Here is a 16,463-nt window from a genome sequence, read left to right on the forward strand (position 1 = left end):
CATGACAACCAGTTTACCGAGCACGATGGCAGCCATTGAAGTAACTGGGCTGTACGTTGCTTATCAGCGCCAAACCGTGCTGGAAGATATACACCTCACATTTCCCGCTGGGAAATGGACGGCCATTGTCGGACCTAACGGTGCCGGAAAATCGACACTTTTTCATGTATTGACCGGCAGCATGAAGCCGCTGCAAGGCAGTGTAAAAGCCTTTGACGAGCCCATAGCAAAGCATCGTCGGGCGGGGCGTATCGCGTATATGGCTCAGCGCGAGGCGATTGAGTGGGATTTTCCTGTCTCGGTATGGGACACCGTCATGGGCGGGCGCTACGGACACATGCGCAGCGATGCGTTATGGCGCCGACTATTGCCAGCTCGCTGGCATCACGCTCGGCATAGCGAAGCGGTCCACGAGGCCTTGGTGGCAGTCAATATGCTCGACTTGGCTGACCGACCTATTGGCGCGCTTTCCGGTGGTCAAAAAAAACGTGTGTTGCTAGCACGCGCGCTAGCGCAGCAGGCCAGCATTTTGTTGTTAGATGAGCCACTGGCTGGCGTTGACCCGCCCAGCGAGAAGCTTATCTTGTCGGTACTTCGTCGCGAGCGTGAAGCGGGTAAAACCGTGATTATGGTCACACATGATATGCCCGGTGCTCGCCGCTATGTGGACCACGTCGTGCTGATTAATCGCTTTGTGCGGGGTACCGGTACGCCTGAAGAGATGCTAAGCGAAACAAAACTGGCCGAACTTGCAGTGAGTTCAATTGAGCAAACGGCCAATGATCGCCAAACGATGCCAGTGGCTTCCAATAGTTCTGGGCAGGGGTAAGTTACGTGGTTGACAGCATATTAATGATTGAAACGTTTAGCGATGCACTGGTAAACGGCTTAATCGCAGCGTTAATGGTGGTAGTTAACCTGCTACCTGACAGCGTTTCTGACGCTTTTCAGTATGCATTTATGCAAAGAGCGCTACTCACCTCGGTGCTGGTAGGCGCTATTTGTGGGATGCTTTCCTGTTATGTCGTGCTAAAGCGCTGGTCGCTGCTGGGGGATGCAATCTCTCACGCTGTGCTGCCGGGGGTAGCCATTGCATATTTGCTTGGCTGGCCCTTCTTTGTAGGGGCGTTTATTACCGGGGCGCTGACCTCGGTAGGCATCGGGGCGATTGAAAGGAACACACGAATTAAAGCAGATGCTGCGATGGGGCTGATGTTTACCGCCTCCTTCGCCCTTGGTGTGGTCATTATCAGTAAATTGGCTTCCAGTACCCATCTGATGCACATTCTGTTTGGCAATGTACTGGGTGTTAAACACTCAGCATTAATGCTGACCTTTGTTGCCAGCATCATTGCCATTTTAACGGTATGGCTCGCTTATCGGCCCTTGTTGCTCTATGCCTTCGACCCGCAGCAGGCACAAGCATTGGGCTTTAATACGCAGATTATTCACTATGGCCTCATTCTTTTGCTGACGCTGACGATTGTTGCAAGCCTTGAGACTGTCGGCATCATATTGGTCGTTGCCATGTTAATCACGCCAGGTGCGACAGCGCATCTGCTGACAGACCGCTTCACGATAATGCTGTTGATTTCAGTATCTATTGGCATATTGTCTGCGGTTATTGGGCTTTGGCTTTCGGTAGTATTTAACGTGGCATCGGGTGGCTCAATCGTGCTGGTGGCTTTCGCTTTCTTTGTTTTGGCGCTGCTCTTTTCGCCCAAGCAGGGTATCGTGCCGCGCCAGTGGCGTCATTGGAAGATGGGATAACGGCTCGTTTACGAACAGAGCACCCGAGTCCGCCATGAGTTGGCCAAAAAGCAGTACGGCCATTGACGCCATTAGCGGGGCTCGCAAACGTACAGAGATGCCTCTATATGCCAAAACATTAGCAACAGCAGAGAAATAACTGATGGATGCTTTTTGTAAGCGCGCTATCTGCTAAAATTTGCACCCTTCGATATTAGGCTGTGTACGAAATGGTGGCTCTTGAGTGTGCCATCCGGCATTCGCTTGTTTTTCGTACACGTCCTAATCACCTTGTCATCGGTCTGGAAATCTTCATGAATGCAGTTATTCTTGCCGTGCTTGTCATGGTAGTGCTGTCTCTTGTGCGTGTCTCAGTTGTTTTTGCATTGGTTGTAGGTGCGCTGGTGGGTGGCCTGGTGGGCGGGCTTACGCTTGACCAAACGTTAGAGGCCTTCAACAACGGCGTTGGCGGGGGAGCGCAAGTAGCGCTGGCCTATGCAACGCTCGGTGCGTTTGCGGTTGCCATCTCGCGTTCTGGCTTGCCCGATATGCTGGCGAACCGATTGATTGCCATGCTGGGCAAGGAGGCAACGGCCGCGCGTCAGGCTCGTGTGAAAACGCTGCTGCTCACCGCCATATTGTTAGTGGCTATTGCATCGCAAAACGTGATTCCGGTGCATATTGCGTTTATTCCAGTACTGATTCCTCCACTGCTTACCCTTATGAATCGTCTGAAGTTGGATCGTCGAGCGGTAGCCTGTGCATTAACGTTCGGCCTAACCGCGCCTTACATGTTATTGCCCGTTGGGTTCGGCGCAATTTTCTTGAACGATATTTTGTTGGCTAACTTAAACAGCGCCGGTACGCCATTTGGCTTGGAGATTACGCGTGGCATGGTGCCGATGGCGATGGCCATTCCTGTTGGTGGTATGGCCATTGGCTTATTAGTGGCGCTGTTCTTTAGCTACCGCGGTAATCGCGAATATGCGGATAAAGAGTTGGCGGCGGCTCCTTATCAGCAGGATTCTACACCGGCTGAGCCTCACCTCTTTGGATTGGTAATGTCTGGTGTTGCCATTGTGGCAGCGCTTGGCTTGCAGCTTTATAGCGGGTCGATGATTTTGGGTGGCCTGGTCGGGATTGGCTTGCTCTCCTTAGGCGGCATTTTTAAGTGGCGTGAAGCTGACGACCTGTTTACCAGCGGCATGCGGATGATGGCGCTGATCGGTTTTATTATGATCTCTGCGTCAGGTTTCGCCGAAGTGATGAAATCCACGGGTGAGATCGATACGTTAGTGACGGGGGCTTTTGATATCTTTGGGGATAATCGAGGTGTCGCAGCGTTAGTGATGTTGCTGGTAGGGCTTTTTATTACCTTGGGCATTGGATCATCATTCTCGACGATTCCGATTATTGCCGCGATTTTTGTACCCTTGGCGATACAGTTTGGCTTTTCCCCCATGGCAACGGTGGCGCTGGTGGGTACGGCGGCGGCATTGGGCGATGCTGGTTCACCAGCATCTGACTCGACGTTAGGGCCAACCTCAGGCCTAAACGTGGACGGGCAACACGACCACATTTGGGATAGCGTTGTACCGACATTTCTGCATTACAACCTGCCATTAATCGCCTTTGGTTGGCTGGCGGCCATGACGCTTTAATAGTGTTATAGGGCAGCAACCATTAAGCACTCAAAACGGTAATAGCAGTCACAACAAGGGCAGCCAATGGCTGCCCTTGTTGGTTTTAGCGCTTATGGCTGCTTCGGGAAGTGAGCTTCAAAGGCGCTTAATAACCCGCGCAACAGAGAAAGCTCTTTTCGGCTTGGCTGGGCACGTGCAAAGAGCGCCTGAAGCTGCTCTTCGGTGCGCGCATGCGGCTGGGTAAGAAAACCACTTTGCTGCATCAAGCGGCCCAAGTGGTCCTGGAAATGCACAAACTGCTCGCGGCTGGGTGGGGTGGCGTCAAGAGGGCGCTGGTAAGTGAAGTCGTTACCAGCGCGTTTTCGCCAAGCGCGGTGGGTTTCGTAGGCGAGGATCTGTACGGCTTGAGAAAGGTTTAAAATGCCGTATTCAGGGTTGGCCGGTATGCTGACTTGATGCGTGCAGCAGCGAATCTCGCCATTGGTTAAGCCCGAACGCTCACGGCCAAAAACGAGTGCGACGGGGGCATTGGCCGCGTTTAAAATAACCTGTTCGGCCATTTCATCCGGCTCATCAAAGTGGGGAAGTGGCAGGCTGCGTAATCTGGCGCTTGCGCCAATCACTTGCACGCAATCCTGCACCGCTTCTTCAAGGTTAGTAACCACGCGGGCGTTTTCCAGCACATCCGTCGCGCCCGCTGCCAGTCGGGTGGCCTCTTCATCAGGGAAGCTTCGTGGGTTAACCAGTACCAGGTGGGTTAGTCCCATGGTTTTCATGGCGCGAGCGGCAGCGCCTATGTTGCCAGGATGAAAGGTTTGCACGAGTACAATGCGAATGTTGGAAAGCACGGTAATGATGACCTAAAAGCTGCCTAATAAAGGCGCTGATGGTAGCACGCTTTAACGCCGGGTACGCGTGGGCATTACGCAGGCGTTAAACGGCAAGAACCCCGCAAAGGCGGGGTTCTTGGTGACGCTAGGCGTCAGAGCGGTAGGCTCAGGGGTGCATCACATCATGCCGCCCATGCCACCCATTCCGCCCATGCCACCCATATCCGGTGCAGCTTCTTTCTCTTCCGGATCGTCAGCGATCATGCACTCGGTGGTGATCATCAGACCAGCAACGGAACCCGCAGACTGCAGCGCAGTACGGGTTACTTTTGCCGGGTCAAGAACACCCATTTCGAACAGGTCGCCGTACTCACCCGTTTGAGCGTTGTAGCCGAAGTTACCTTCGCCGTCTTTAACGCGGTTGATCACAACAGCGGCTTCTTCACCGGCGTTGGTAACGATCTGACGCAGCGGAGACTGCATAGCGCGCAGCGCCATGTTGATACCGTGGTTCTGATCTTCGTTATCGCCAGTCAAGCCTTGTACTTTGGCCATTACGCGAACCAGCGCAGTACCGCCGCCAGGCACAACACCTTCTTCTACGGCAGCGCGAGTAGAGTGCAGCGCGTCTTCAACGCGAGCTTTCTTCTCTTTCATCTCTACTTCGGTAGCAGCACCAACGCGGATAACGGCAACACCGCCTGCCAGTTTGGCAACGCGCTCTTGCAGCTTCTCTTTGTCGTAATCAGAAGTGGTGTCTTCGATTTGCGCGCGGATCTGGTTAACGCGTGCTTCGATATCGTTCTCTGCACCAGCGCCATCGATGATGGTGGTGTTCTCTTTGGACATGGTCATGCGCTTGGCGGTACCCAGGTGATCCAGGGTCGCTTGCTCAAGTGTCAGGCCAACTTCTTCAGAGATAACGGTGCCGTTAGTCAGGATGGCGATGTCCTGCAGCATGGCTTTACGACGGTCGCCGAAGCCAGGTGCCTTGGCCGCTGCTACTTTAACGATGCCGCGCATGTTGTTCACAACCAACGTTGCCAGCGCTTCGCCTTCGATATCTTCAGCGATGATGGCAAGCGGTTTGCCTTGCTTGGCAACGGCTTCCAGTACCGGGAGCAGTTCGCGAATGTTGGAGATCTTCTTATCCACTAGCAGGATGTAAGGATCTTCAAGTTCAACCGCCATAGTGTCCTGGTTGGTAACGAAGTAGGGCGAGAGGTAGCCGCGGTCAAACTGCATACCTTCTACGACTTCCAGCTCGTCTTCGAAGCCACGGCCTTCATCGACAGTGATAACGCCTTCTTTACCGACTTTTTCCATCGCTTCAGCGATGATTTCGCCGATGCGCTTGTCGCCGTTGGCAGAGATAGTACCTACCTGAGCGATAGACTTGGTGTCGGTGCAGGGTACAGACATTGCCTGGATTTCTTTAACCGCTGCAGTAACCGCTTGGTCGATGCCGCGCTTAAGGTCCATCGGGTTCATGCCAGCCGTTACGCCTTTCAGGCCTTCAGCAACAATAGCTTGAGCCAGTACGGTAGCTGTCGTAGTACCGTCGCCCGCAGCGTCAGAAGTTTTAGACGCAACTTCTTTCACCATTTGTGCGCCCATGTTCTCGAACTTGTCTTTCAGTTCGATCTCTTTGGCAACTGATACACCGTCTTTAGTGACGGTCGGCGCACCAAAGGATTTGTCGAGCACAACGTTACGGCCTTTCGGGCCTAGAGTAACTTTTACCGCGTTGGCCAGGACGTCAATACCATGCGCCATACGTTTGCGTGCGTCATCAGAAAACTTAACTTGTTTAGCTGCCATGTTCGTTACTTCCTAGAATCGAATTGTAAAAGGTGAAAGTAAGTAGTCGAGGCGATGATTAGCCTTCAACGACCGCCAGGATGTCGGCTTCGCTCATGATCAAGACTTCTTCACCGTCGATTTTTTGCTTCTCAACGCCGAAACCATCTTTGAAAATGACGCTGTCGCCAACTTTAACGTCTAGCGGACGTACTTCGCCGTTATCGAGAATGCGACCGTTGCCTACTGCAAGAACTTCGCCACGCGTGGGCTTTTCTTGTGCATTGCCTGGCAGAACGATGCCACCAGCAGTTTTCTGTTCTTCTTCCACGCGACGAACAACGACGCGATCGTGCAAAGGACGGATTTTCATGCTCACGTTCTCCTGAGTATCGTCAAGGCCCGTATAGGGCAGATAGCTAAAACAAGATTCTCGAGGATGTCCCATCGAGAAATGAAGGTTCGCGACCTTCGTTGTTAATGGTGGCAATGTCACCATCGCCACCGAATTTGTATGCTGGTTCAAAAGTGGGGGCTTCAGTAGCCCTTTCAAGGGGGTGGCAGTGAAAAAAGTGTCTTTTGTTGGATTTTTTCTTGCTAATGCAGGCTAGCGTCACCGGGTAGTTTCATCACGGCTAATGAAATCGCCTTCCAGGGGAGTCTCTTTATGTGAGGTATTAGCATTGGAGTGGCTATTTTCGTGGTAAGTCGTGCCTTCACGACGATGCGTTTTGGTAGATGTTGCTTGCTCGCTATTCACTCTGGTTTTTAAACCCAGCCACATTAATGCGTTGTACATAAGCTGTCGGGCAGTGGGGAGCAAGCAAGCGATGCCCAATAGGTCGGAGAGAAAGCCGGGCGCCATCAGTAAAGCGCCGCCGAATATAAGTGCCGCGCCGGTTAGGAGCTCGCTGGACGGTAGCTCGCCGGCTTGCATGCGCTGGCGGGCGCGGGAAAAGGTGGCCACACCCTCTTTACGAATAAGATGAAGGCCAATAACACCGGTTGCCAGCACGAGCAGTAGGGTGGTTAATAAGCCTATTTGACTACCAATCGAAAATAGCAAAATAAAATCGAGTAAGGTAAACAAGGAAATAAAAACAAGAATAGGCATGGTGGACTCCGTAACAGGCGTAATCGCTCATTATTGTGTCAAATATGCAAAAAACAAGCGCCCGAAGGTCTTTGCCGGAAAGCCCTTTACTGACAAGGGGGCGCTCCTGGATAAACTCGAATTTTGAATGCACGCTTACATTAAAGGAGTAACGGATGCAGTTAACCGATAAAGTCATTGCAGTAACGGGCGGGGCGCGGGGATTAGGCTATGCCATTGCAGAGCGTTTGGGCCAGCAAGGTGCCGCGCTTGCACTGCTTGATAGGAGTGCTGAAGCGTTGGACCAAGCGGTCTCAACCCTTAAGTCACAAGGCATTCACGCCGAAGCGTTTGTCGTCAATGTTGCCGATGAGTCGTCAGTCATCACGGCGTTTGATGATATTGCGAAACGCATGGGTGCCATCAGTGGTTGCGTTAATAATGCGGGTATTACCGAAGATGCCTTGCTGGTAAAAGCACGTGATGGCCAGGTCGAAAAGCGCATGTCGCTAGAGAGTTGGCAGAAAGTCCTCAATGTTAATCTAACCGGTGTATTTCTATGCGGCCGTGAAGCGGCAACACAGATAATCAAAGCCGGACATGAAGGGGTGATTGTCAATATTTCGAGTATTTCCCGGGCTGGCAATGCGGGGCAAAGCAACTATGCCGCCGCGAAGGCGGGCGTTCATGCGTTAACCGTCACGTGGGGTAAAGAGCTTGCGCGCTATGGCATCCGCACCGGCACCGTGGCACCTGGGTTTATAGCGACCGAAATGACGGCGTCCATGCGCCCTGATATGTTAGAGCGGATCTCTTCAAGCGTGCCATTAAAGCACTTGGGGGAGCCGGATGATATTGCCAAAAGTGTCGCGTTTATATTTGATAACGACTATTTTAGCGCGCGTATTATTGAGTGCGATGGCGGCTTGCGGCTTTAGTATCGCCTGAGCTATCACTTGGCTTTTTTGCATCATCCTCTAGCCCAGCGGCGTCCTGGCGACTGCCCAGCTATCGATGCGTGTGGCACCTGCTTGTTGGGCAACGTTCGCTAATGCATTGATGGTCGCACCGGTAGTGATTACATCATCAATCAGCGTTATATGTGCTGGAAGTGGTGCTTTGATTGAGAAGGCTCCGTGCAAATTAGCCGCCCGTTCGTGTCGGTTTAAGCTACGCTGGGAAGCGACCAGCTTATTGCATTGAGCTTCCAGCACGACAAGGCCTGTACGCTTTGCCAGTTGCTCCGCCAACCATCGCGCTTGATTGAACCCTCGCTCGCGTGCTCGTTTGCGATGCATGGGGACTGCTATCAAGGCAGTGCCTAGGTCGTCGGGTATGCTCGCCAGCATAAGCTCTACCAGCAGCATCCCAGCACGAGGAGATGCCTTGAATTTGAAATCGTGCAGCAGCTCTTTAATCGATGCTTGAAAAAGCAAAGCAGCATGGGCGTGAGTGACCAGAGGCGGATCAAGCAAGCAGTGCCCACAGCGTCGTTGTGCTGGATGATCCAGGGGCTCGGCGCATTGTTCGCAACTTGAAACGTTCCAGGGTAATTCAGTAAAACAAGCTTGGCACCAGCCTAAGCCTCGACCCGCTGGCATTAAACAAAAGGCGCAGTAGCCCGGTAATGCCTTTTGAAGTTCCTTATGGGCCGCTTGCTGCCACGTTGACCTTAAACGCATACTGCTCCTGGAATGCTTTTGAATAATTATGTTGGATGATAGCGTTGACTTTTGCACCGCATATATATAATATACGTCTCGTCTTCTGCGGATGTGGTGGAATTGGTAGACACGCTAGATTTAGGTTCTAGTGCCGTAAGGTGTGGGAGTTCGAGTCTCCCCATCCGCACCAATTACTTGTTATCTCATAGTTATTGCTTAAATATCAATCGGCCAGCATCTGCTTGCCGATTTTTTTGTGTCTATTTTTCGCTACCCTCCTTCCTGCCCGCCTGACTTTTGCTCGCGGTTGCGCTAGCTTGATATTTCATTATTGCTTTGAGAAGGATCTCAATCATGGGATGGCTCAATGAGCACGCCCAGGCAATTTCTGCTATTGCCAGCGTCCTTACCCTGTTTGTTTGGGTTTTCTATGCTCAGCTTCTTTATAACGGCTATGTTCGGCAGCGACGTCCGCGAATTATTATTAACCGGGGCAAGGGCGTTGGGCTGGAGGCCTTGTGCTTAATAAGTAATATGAGCAATGAGGCTATCTATATTCAGCACCTGGTGGCTGTGCTACATGCCCAGGAAAGAGATTACGAACTCGATATTGTTGAATACCAACAGCAGGGCGATGAAGAGCATGAAGCCGCTTTCCGTACCCACCAGGGCCCGCTTAATTCAGGTGATTACATTCATATTCAGTCATTTGACAGGATACTGAAGCGGCTCCTTCAGCACTGGGATTTAAAAGAAGACACCATTAAACAGCAGAAACCTCAGCTTGAAATTCGGGTGATTGCCATCTATGGCTCAGAAGACATGCCGGTTGGTGCCGCACGCCATTTTCATCTTGATATTTCGGCTGAGCCCGCTCGACAGCTCAACCCTTGTGACGTGGATACACATCGTATGAATAGCAGGCGCGATCGTAAACGTGTCTTAAGTTGGGCACAAAATATAGAAATACATAAATCAGATTAGCCTGCTTTTGTCATGTAAATTTCTCCAGACTGCACGGTTTAAAGCTATGTGTTGTTATCTTCGTGCCCTTTTCCTCCAGGCGTTCCCCGAAGAAGGTGTACTAAAAGCAAAGGCTCAGTGCATCGATAGTGGGGCGTTCGTCAGAACGTTTCCATGCAATAGTTGATAAGATAGGCGCCCCGTTATGCAGGAGCGATCCATGTCACATCCTTTTAGTGCGCTTTCGCCCGACACGGTTATGTCGGCGGCCGAATCGGTTGATATTTGGCCCGCAGGCGAGCCTTTTGCGCTCAACAGTTATGAAAACCGTGTATTGATGTTTCGTGATGATGATGCTCGTCACTGGGTAATCAAGTTTTACCGTCCCGAGCGCTGGTCGGATGCTGCGATTCAAGAGGAGCATGATTTTTTAAAGGAATTAAGCGAGGCCGGGGTGTCGGTTGTCGCACCCTGGCGTAATAGCGCGGGGCAGTCATTGCATCATTACGCAGCGTTTCGCTTTGCTCTTTTCCCCCAGTGTGCAGGCCAGGCGCCTGAGCTTGATAATCCTGAACACCTCTTTGCGCTGGGCGAAGTGTTAGGTCAGCTGCATAACGTATCGCTGCGCAAGGTATTTCAACACCGCCCGCGCTTGGAGCTGGAAAGCGGTATAGAAGAGGCACGGCAGCGCGTTGTGGGCAGCCAATGGCTCGACAAGTTTCAGCGTCGGGCGTATGACGCGGTGATTCAAAAGCTGCAGCATCGGTTGGCGCCCAAGGCGTTGGACCCAGCATCGTTAATACGTTGCCACGGTGATTGTCATTTAGGGAACGTACTGGGCCGAGATGAGCATTTTTCCCTGGTCGATTTTGATGACTGTGCGATGGCGCCCGCCATACAGGATATATGGATGTTGCTGCCCACTGATGAGCCGGATAGCTGGCGGGCGCAGCTAAGTGAGATTAGTGAAGGCTATGAGGAGTCACTAGCGTTTCCTCATGAGCAGATGTCGCTCATTGAGCCGCTAAGGGCTTATCGCTTGATTCGGCATAGCGCCTGGTTGGTTTCGCGCTGGGACGATCCGGCGTTTCCGCGTGCCTTTCCCTGGATGGCAGATAGCGGCTACTGGGATCAGCATATCCGTCAGTTAGAACAGCAGTGTTTACAGCTTGAGCGTCCTGTTTGGTTGGCTTAATAGATCTTTTGACCCCTCTGTTGTCGTAAAAATTATACGTTGAGCGCCTTAAAAGTCGTTGCGACGCTGCCACCGAGTGGCCAGGTACGTTAAAATAAGTGCATAAATCGCCTTTGGTACGTTTAGTGGTTTCTGTATGCTTGGGCATTGTTTTGTAAGGTTGTTTTGCTTGCGTGCTGGTTACTTGATAAAGCAATAACGAGCGAGTGAGCGGGCACCGCTTTAATGAGAATGACTATGACCGACGATATCGCCCAGCACTATCGCCAAATTATTACCGCCCTTGGCGAAAACCCGGACCGCGAAGGGCTGCGGGATACACCAAAGCGTGCAGCCAAAGCCATGCAGTTTTTAAACGCGGGCTATCAGCAGTCGCTGGAAGAGATTATCAACGGCGCGGTGTTTGAATCGAAGACCGATGAAATGGTGTTAGTAAAAAACATTGAGCTTTACTCAATGTGTGAGCACCACTTATTGCCGTTTATTGGCAAGTGTCATATTGCCTACTTACCTGATGGCAAGGTGTTAGGGCTTTCCAAATTTGCGCGCATCGTTGATATGTATGCGCGGCGTATGCAGATTCAGGAAAGCCTGACTCGTGAAATTGCCGATGCCGTCCAGCAGGTAACCGGTGCGAAAGGAGTAGCGGTTGTCGTTGAGGCGCGCCATTTATGCATGATGATGCGCGGCGTTGAGAAGCAGAATTCGAGCATGTCGTCATCGGTAATGCTGGGTGGATTCCGTGACAACCCCGCGACGCGCCAGGAATTTCTAACGCTTATTAACTAAACGAATTTCTCCACGGCCAGGATGACCATATTTGCCAAACACTTGGTTAAATACGCCGTTTCGTCTTAGCATGAAAGCGTAAATATGAGCCCACAGGGCCATCCTTTGGCCAGGAGTCTGTCATGGAAGCGCTAAAAGAGACACAGCTGTATTGCCCCTTTGCCTATATCGACGGCAGTTGGGTAGCGGCTGAAAGTGGAGAACAAATTAACGTTATTAACCCCGCTACAGGCAAACCGGTGGGGGATATGCCGCGATTAGGTAAAGCTGAAACCGAGCGTGCCATTGACGCTGCTGATGCCGCTTTGCCTGCCTGGAGGGCATTGACCGCTCAAGAGCGGGCTGACATGTTGCTTAAGTGGCATGATCTGATGCTTGAGCATCAGCACGACCTTGCACTGCTGATGACCTATGAGCAGGGCAAGCCGGTTAAAGAGGCTGAGGGCGAAATTGCTTACGCCGCCAGCTTTCTGCGCTGGTTTGCCGAAGAGGCGCGGCGTGTATATGGCGAGACCATTCCTGCAGCAAAAGCCAACCAGCGTATTGTGGTAACCAAACAGCCGGTGGGCGTTGTAGGAGCGATTACTCCGTGGAATTTCCCCGCAGCGATGATCACGCGTAAAGCAGGTGCAGCGCTAGCAGCAGGTTGTACCATTATCGTTAAGCCCGCTAGCCAAACGCCTTTCTCGGCAACGGCGCTGGCGCTCTTGGCTGAGCGAGCAGGGATACCCCGCGGCGTCTTTAATGTGGTGCCAGGCAGCGCCGCTGACATTGCTGAAGCGTTAACCCAGTCGCCCAAGGTGCGCAAAATCACCTTTACTGGCTCTACGGAAGTAGGCCGGATGCTGATGGAAAAAGCGGCGCAGCATGTGCAAAAAATATCGCTTGAGCTGGGCGGAAACGCGCCGTTTATCGTTTTTGAAGATGCTGACCTTGATGCCGCCGTTGAGGGCGCGATGGCAGCCAAGTTCCGCAATGCAGGCCAAACGTGCATTTGCACCAATCGGTTTTTAGTTCAGTCCAGTGTGATTAACGCGTTTTGCGAAAAGCTCGCGGTTGCCATGAACAGTGAGCTGCATGTTGGCGATGGTGCTCAGCCAGGCAGCAATATTGGCCCGCTCATTGATGAAAATGGGGTCAAGAAAGTCAGCGAACACGTTCAGGACGCTATTGATAAAGGTGCTGAGTTGCTGCTGGGCGGTCATCCGCATCCGTTAGGCGGTAACTTCTTCACGCCTACGTTAATCAGCTTTGCCGATGCCAGCATGAAGGTTGCTCAGGAAGAGACGTTTGGCCCGCTAGCGGCGGTGTTCCCGTTCGACGACGAAGAGACCGCTATCGAAATGGCCAATGATACGCAGTATGGGCTGGCGTCCTATTTCTACTCCAGCGATCTTGCTCGTGTATGGCGCGTGGCTGACGCGCTTGAATACGGCATGGTGGGCATTAATACCGGGGCTATTTCCAATGCGTCGGCGCCGTTTGGTGGTGTCAAGGCGTCAGGGCTTGGCCGTGAAGGTGGTCATCAGGGGCTGGAGGAGTACCTAGAAACCAAGTATTTATGTATTGACCTTGGCTAGTGTCGGTTAAGGCATTCTGAGCGTTATATTCATAAAAAAACCTCGCAAGCAGTGCTTGCGAGGTTTTTATGGTGCTAGCGCTAAAGCACAGCTTAGTGACGGAAGTGGCGCATCCCGGTGAAGACCATGGCAATGCCCGCTTCGTTGGCAGCATCAATCACTTCCTGGTCGCGCATGGAACCACCAGGCTGAATAACGGCGGTGATGCCCGCAGCAGCGGCGGCATCAATGCCATCACGGAAGGGGAAGAAGGCATCAGACGCCATAACGGAACCAGGTACAGAAAGGTTCTCGTCGGCCGCTTTGATGCCCGCAATTTTAGCGGAGTACACGCGACTCATCTGGCCTGCGCCCACGCCAATGGTTTGGCCTGCTTTGGCATACACAATGGCGTTGGATTTGACGAACTTGGCAACGCGCCATGCGAACGCCAAATCTCGCAGCTCCTGTTCTGAAGGTGCACGCTCGCTGACCACAGTAAGCTCGTCGCGAGTCACCATGCCCTGATCGCGCTCTTGTACCAGCAAACCTCCGTTAACCCGCTTGAAATCAAAGGCGGGCTGGAGGTTGCCAGGCCAATGAGCGCTGACATCCAGCAGGCGGACGTTTTTCTTTTCAGCGATAATCGCAACGGCCTCATCGCTTACCCCGGGTGCAATAATAACCTCAACAAACTGACGGTCAACAATTGCTCGCGCGGTATCGGCTTCAAGCGGTGTGTTGAAGGCAATAATGCCGCCGAAAGCACTGGTAGGGTCGGTTGCAAACGCTTTGTCATAAGCCTCAAGCGCCGTAGAGCCGATGGCAACGCCACAGGGGTTAGCGTGTTTAACAATCACGCACGCCGTTTCATCAAACGCCTTGACGCACTCAAAAGCCGCATCGGTATCGGCAACATTGTTAAATGAAAGCGGTTTGCCTTGCAGCATGGTAGCTGTCGCAACACTGGGTTCAGACGCCGCAGGGTCAACGTAAAAGGCGGCCTGCTGATGCGGATTTTCGCCGTAACGCATGTCCTGCTTTTTATGCAACTGAAGATTAAAGGTACGCGCGAAGGTGGCATCGCTCTCGCTGACTTTACGGCCCAAGTACTCGGCAATAGCGCCGTCGTAGCCCGCGGTGTGCTCAAACGCTTTAACCGCAAGGTCAAAGCGTGTGGCGGTGCTCACCTGGCCATCATTGGCGGCCAGTTCTTCAAGCACGCGCGTGTAGTCGTCGGCGTTAACTACGATGGTGGTGTACGCGTGGTTTTTAGCGCAGGCACGGACCATGGTGGGGCCGCCAATATCGATATTTTCGATGGCGTCTTCCAGGCTGCAGTCAGGTTTGGCAACGGTGGCTGCAAACGGGTAGAGATTAACCACGACCATATCAATCGGGGTGATATCGTTGTCAGCCATTACCGCGTCATCCTGACCACGGCGCGCCAGAATACCGCCGTGAATTTTAGGATGCAGCGTTTTCACTCGGCCATCCATGATCTCAGGGAAGCCCGTATGTTCGGATACTTCGGTGACCGGGATGGCGTTTTCCTGTAACAAGCGGAAGGTGCCGCCCGTGGACAGTAGCTCAATGCCGCGCTCGGTAAGGCTGCGGGCAAACTCAACAATACCCGTTTTATCGGACACGCTTAACAGCGCGCGGCGAACAGGAGTAGCGGTACTATCAACCATGAATAAGCTCGTGTGCAGAGTGGAACAATAAAAACAACAACGCCCCATGGTTATGGGGCGTCACCTTCGATAAGACCGTAAATCTTGAGTTTCTTGCGCAGCGTACCGCGGTTTAATCCCAGTACATCAGCGGCGCGTGTCTGGTTGCCTTCGGTATGCTCCAGCACGCAGGCCAGCAGCGGCGCTTCTACTTCGGCCATCACCATGGCGTACAGGTCGGTGGCCTGACTGCCATCGAGATGCTCGAAGTAGCGGCGCATGGCAGACTCCACGGCCTCTCTTAACGGCTGCGGCGGGGCACTTGCCGCTGGGTCAGCGAGCGTACCCGCTAGTCGCGAGGGTAACTCGCTAGAAAGAAGATCGCGTTCGTTCATGCAGCATGGGTTCCTTTGGCTAATAGACGCTTGTCTGCGTCAAACGCCATGGCGTCGTTAATCCAATCAAATTGTGTTTCAGGTGATGCCAACGCATTGAATTGCTGTTTTAGCTCGCGGCGCTTTGTATCGCAAAAGCGCAGATCACTTTCGAGATACCAGCCAATATGCTTGCGCGCAATGCGTACACCCATCGTGTCGCCATAAAAGGCGTGCAGCGCCGCTACATGCCCGGCCAGCACGTGACGACGCTCCTCCAGGCTTGGCAAAGCCAACTGCTCGCCATGCTGTAGGTAATGGGTTATTTGCTTGAAAATCCAAGGATTACCCTGGGCGCCACGTCCAATCATTACCGCATTCGCGCCGGTATAGCGTAGGACATCGGCTGCTTTTTCAGGACTTGTAATATCACCATTGGCAATCACTGGGATGGACAGACACGATTTGATATCGGCGATCGTGTCGTACTCTGCCCAACCAGTATAGCGCTGTTCGCGATGTCGGCCATGAACGGCGAGCGCCTGAATGCCTGCATCTTCTGCCAACCGAGCAATTCTCACGCCATTGTTGGATTCGGCGCACCAACCGGTACGGATTTTCAAGGTAACCGGCACATCCACCGCCTTGACCACCGCATCTAAAATATCGGCTACCAAGGCCTCATCGCGCAGTAGCGCTGAGCCAGCCGCCTTGTTGCAGACCTTCTTTGCCGGGCAGCCCATATTGATATCGATAATCTGAGCGCCCAGTTCGACGTTAAGCCGTGCCGCCTGAGCAAGCATCTGGGCGTCGCCACCGGCAATTTGCACGACCCGTGGGTCGGGCTCACCCGTATGGTCCATCCGTAGTTGGGACTTTCGGGTATGCCACAGGCTGGGGTCTGAGGTGACCATTTCGCCTACTACCCAGCCAGCGCCCAGCCGCCGGCAAAGCTGGCGAAAAGGGCGGTCGGTCACGCCTGCCATCGGCGCCAGTATGACCTGATTGGGCAAGCTGTAAGGGCCGATAGATGTCGATTGTTGCGTGGCTAATGTCATGGAGTTTGCGCTGCTGGATAAGCGAGTAGGCGTTCAGGGGGGCGTATGATACGCCTACTCGGAAGCGGAATGA

Annotated in this window: 16 protein-coding genes and 1 tRNA gene; 9 read left to right on the forward strand and 8 right to left on the reverse strand. The window is 52.9% G+C overall.

Annotated elements, in window-relative coordinates:
• Nucleotide 1: 1 nt before the first annotated feature.
• From ACT3TY_RS01505 to ACT3TY_RS01515, 3 genes are all read left to right on the forward strand, one after another.
• Nucleotides 2-829 carry a metal ABC transporter ATP-binding protein gene (locus ACT3TY_RS01505; protein WP_444627166.1) on the forward strand — a complete coding sequence of 276 codons (828 nt, stop codon included), beginning with the start codon at nucleotides 2-4 and terminating at the stop codon, nucleotides 827-829.
• Nucleotides 830-852: 23 nt separating this feature from the next.
• Complete coding sequence (locus ACT3TY_RS01510) at nucleotides 853-1,770, forward strand: metal ABC transporter permease (protein ID WP_172116766.1); 918 nt, start codon at nucleotides 853-855, stop codon at nucleotides 1,768-1,770.
• Between the two features lie 293 nt (nucleotides 1,771-2,063).
• On the forward strand, nucleotides 2,064-3,410 hold the full coding sequence (locus ACT3TY_RS01515) for a Na+/H+ antiporter family protein (protein ID WP_172116505.1): 1,347 nt from the start codon (nucleotides 2,064-2,066) through the stop codon (nucleotides 3,408-3,410).
• A gap of 92 nt (nucleotides 3,411-3,502) precedes the next feature.
• On the opposite strand, the gene ACT3TY_RS01520 is transcribed toward ACT3TY_RS01515, so the two are convergent.
• The 4 genes from ACT3TY_RS01520 to ACT3TY_RS01535 all read right to left on the reverse strand — a co-directional run bounded on the left by ACT3TY_RS01520 (nucleotide 3,503) and on the right by ACT3TY_RS01535 (nucleotide 7,136).
• Entirely contained in the window at nucleotides 3,503-4,240 is a 738-nt protein-coding gene (locus ACT3TY_RS01520) for an RNA methyltransferase (protein ID WP_444627167.1), read from the reverse strand.
• Between the two features lie 159 nt (nucleotides 4,241-4,399).
• Complete coding sequence (gene groL / locus ACT3TY_RS01525) at nucleotides 4,400-6,043, reverse strand: chaperonin GroEL (protein ID WP_172116507.1); 1,644 nt, start codon at nucleotides 6,041-6,043, stop codon at nucleotides 4,400-4,402.
• A 58-nt stretch (nucleotides 6,044-6,101) separates the two neighbouring features.
• Nucleotides 6,102-6,395 (reverse strand): co-chaperone GroES, encoded by a 294-nt coding sequence (locus ACT3TY_RS01530; RefSeq protein WP_018916005.1) that lies wholly within the window; start codon nucleotides 6,393-6,395, stop codon nucleotides 6,102-6,104.
• Nucleotides 6,396-6,635: 240 nt separating this feature from the next.
• Nucleotides 6,636-7,136, reverse strand: coding sequence for an FxsA family protein (locus ACT3TY_RS01535; RefSeq protein WP_172116508.1), 501 nt, complete (start codon nucleotides 7,134-7,136; stop codon nucleotides 6,636-6,638).
• Between the two features lie 155 nt (nucleotides 7,137-7,291).
• Here ACT3TY_RS01535 and ACT3TY_RS01540 point away from each other — a divergent pair, with 155 nt between their 5' ends.
• On the forward strand, nucleotides 7,292-8,053 hold the full coding sequence (locus ACT3TY_RS01540; protein ID WP_172116509.1) for an SDR family oxidoreductase: 762 nt from the start codon (nucleotides 7,292-7,294) through the stop codon (nucleotides 8,051-8,053).
• A 39-nt stretch (nucleotides 8,054-8,092) separates the two neighbouring features.
• Here the strand turns inward: ACT3TY_RS01540 and ACT3TY_RS01545 are convergent, their stop codons facing one another.
• Nucleotides 8,093-8,797, reverse strand: a complete 705-nt coding sequence (locus ACT3TY_RS01545; protein ID WP_441679326.1) for a double zinc ribbon domain-containing protein — start codon at nucleotides 8,795-8,797, stop codon at nucleotides 8,093-8,095.
• An 87-nt stretch (nucleotides 8,798-8,884) separates the two neighbouring features.
• Here ACT3TY_RS01545 and ACT3TY_RS01550 point away from each other — a divergent pair.
• From ACT3TY_RS01550 to ACT3TY_RS01570, 5 genes are all read left to right on the forward strand, one after another.
• Nucleotides 8,885-8,969: transfer RNA gene (locus ACT3TY_RS01550), tRNA-Leu, on the forward strand.
• A 164-nt stretch (nucleotides 8,970-9,133) separates the two neighbouring features.
• Nucleotides 9,134-9,763 carry a hypothetical protein gene (locus ACT3TY_RS01555; protein WP_172116511.1) on the forward strand — a complete coding sequence of 210 codons (630 nt, stop codon included), beginning with the start codon at nucleotides 9,134-9,136 and terminating at the stop codon, nucleotides 9,761-9,763.
• Nucleotides 9,764-9,962: 199 nt separating this feature from the next.
• Entirely contained in the window at nucleotides 9,963-10,937 is a 975-nt protein-coding gene (locus tag ACT3TY_RS01560) for a serine/threonine protein kinase (RefSeq protein ID WP_444627168.1), read from the forward strand.
• Nucleotides 10,938-11,174: 237 nt separating this feature from the next.
• Complete coding sequence (folE, locus tag ACT3TY_RS01565) at nucleotides 11,175-11,726, forward strand: GTP cyclohydrolase I FolE (RefSeq protein ID WP_193054364.1); 552 nt, start codon at nucleotides 11,175-11,177, stop codon at nucleotides 11,724-11,726.
• Between the two features lie 122 nt (nucleotides 11,727-11,848).
• Nucleotides 11,849-13,306: an NAD-dependent succinate-semialdehyde dehydrogenase gene (locus ACT3TY_RS01570; protein ID WP_444627169.1), complete on the forward strand. Its 1,458-nt coding sequence runs from the start codon at nucleotides 11,849-11,851 to the stop codon at nucleotides 13,304-13,306.
• 92 nt (nucleotides 13,307-13,398) lie between these two features.
• Here the strand turns inward: ACT3TY_RS01570 and purH are convergent, their stop codons facing one another.
• From purH to dusB, 3 genes are read right to left on the reverse strand one after another with little or no spacing between them, the layout of a single operon-like run.
• Nucleotides 13,399-14,979 (reverse strand): bifunctional phosphoribosylaminoimidazolecarboxamide formyltransferase/IMP cyclohydrolase, encoded by a 1,581-nt coding sequence (purH, locus tag ACT3TY_RS01575; protein WP_444627170.1) that lies wholly within the window; start codon nucleotides 14,977-14,979, stop codon nucleotides 13,399-13,401.
• Between the two features lie 50 nt (nucleotides 14,980-15,029).
• Entirely contained in the window at nucleotides 15,030-15,353 is a 324-nt protein-coding gene (gene fis, locus ACT3TY_RS01580) for a DNA-binding transcriptional regulator Fis (protein ID WP_087105564.1), read from the reverse strand.
• Nucleotides 15,350-16,390 (reverse strand): tRNA dihydrouridine synthase DusB, encoded by a 1,041-nt coding sequence (gene dusB, locus ACT3TY_RS01585; protein WP_441679201.1) that lies wholly within the window; start codon nucleotides 16,388-16,390, stop codon nucleotides 15,350-15,352. The genes fis and dusB overlap by 4 nt, the downstream gene beginning before the upstream one ends.
• Nucleotides 16,391-16,463 lie beyond the last annotated feature (73 nt).

The sequence above is a fragment of the Halomonas sp. AOP22-C1-8 genome (assembly GCF_052378905.1).
GTDB classification, from domain to species: Bacteria; Pseudomonadota; Gammaproteobacteria; order Pseudomonadales; family Halomonadaceae; genus Vreelandella; species Vreelandella citrativorans.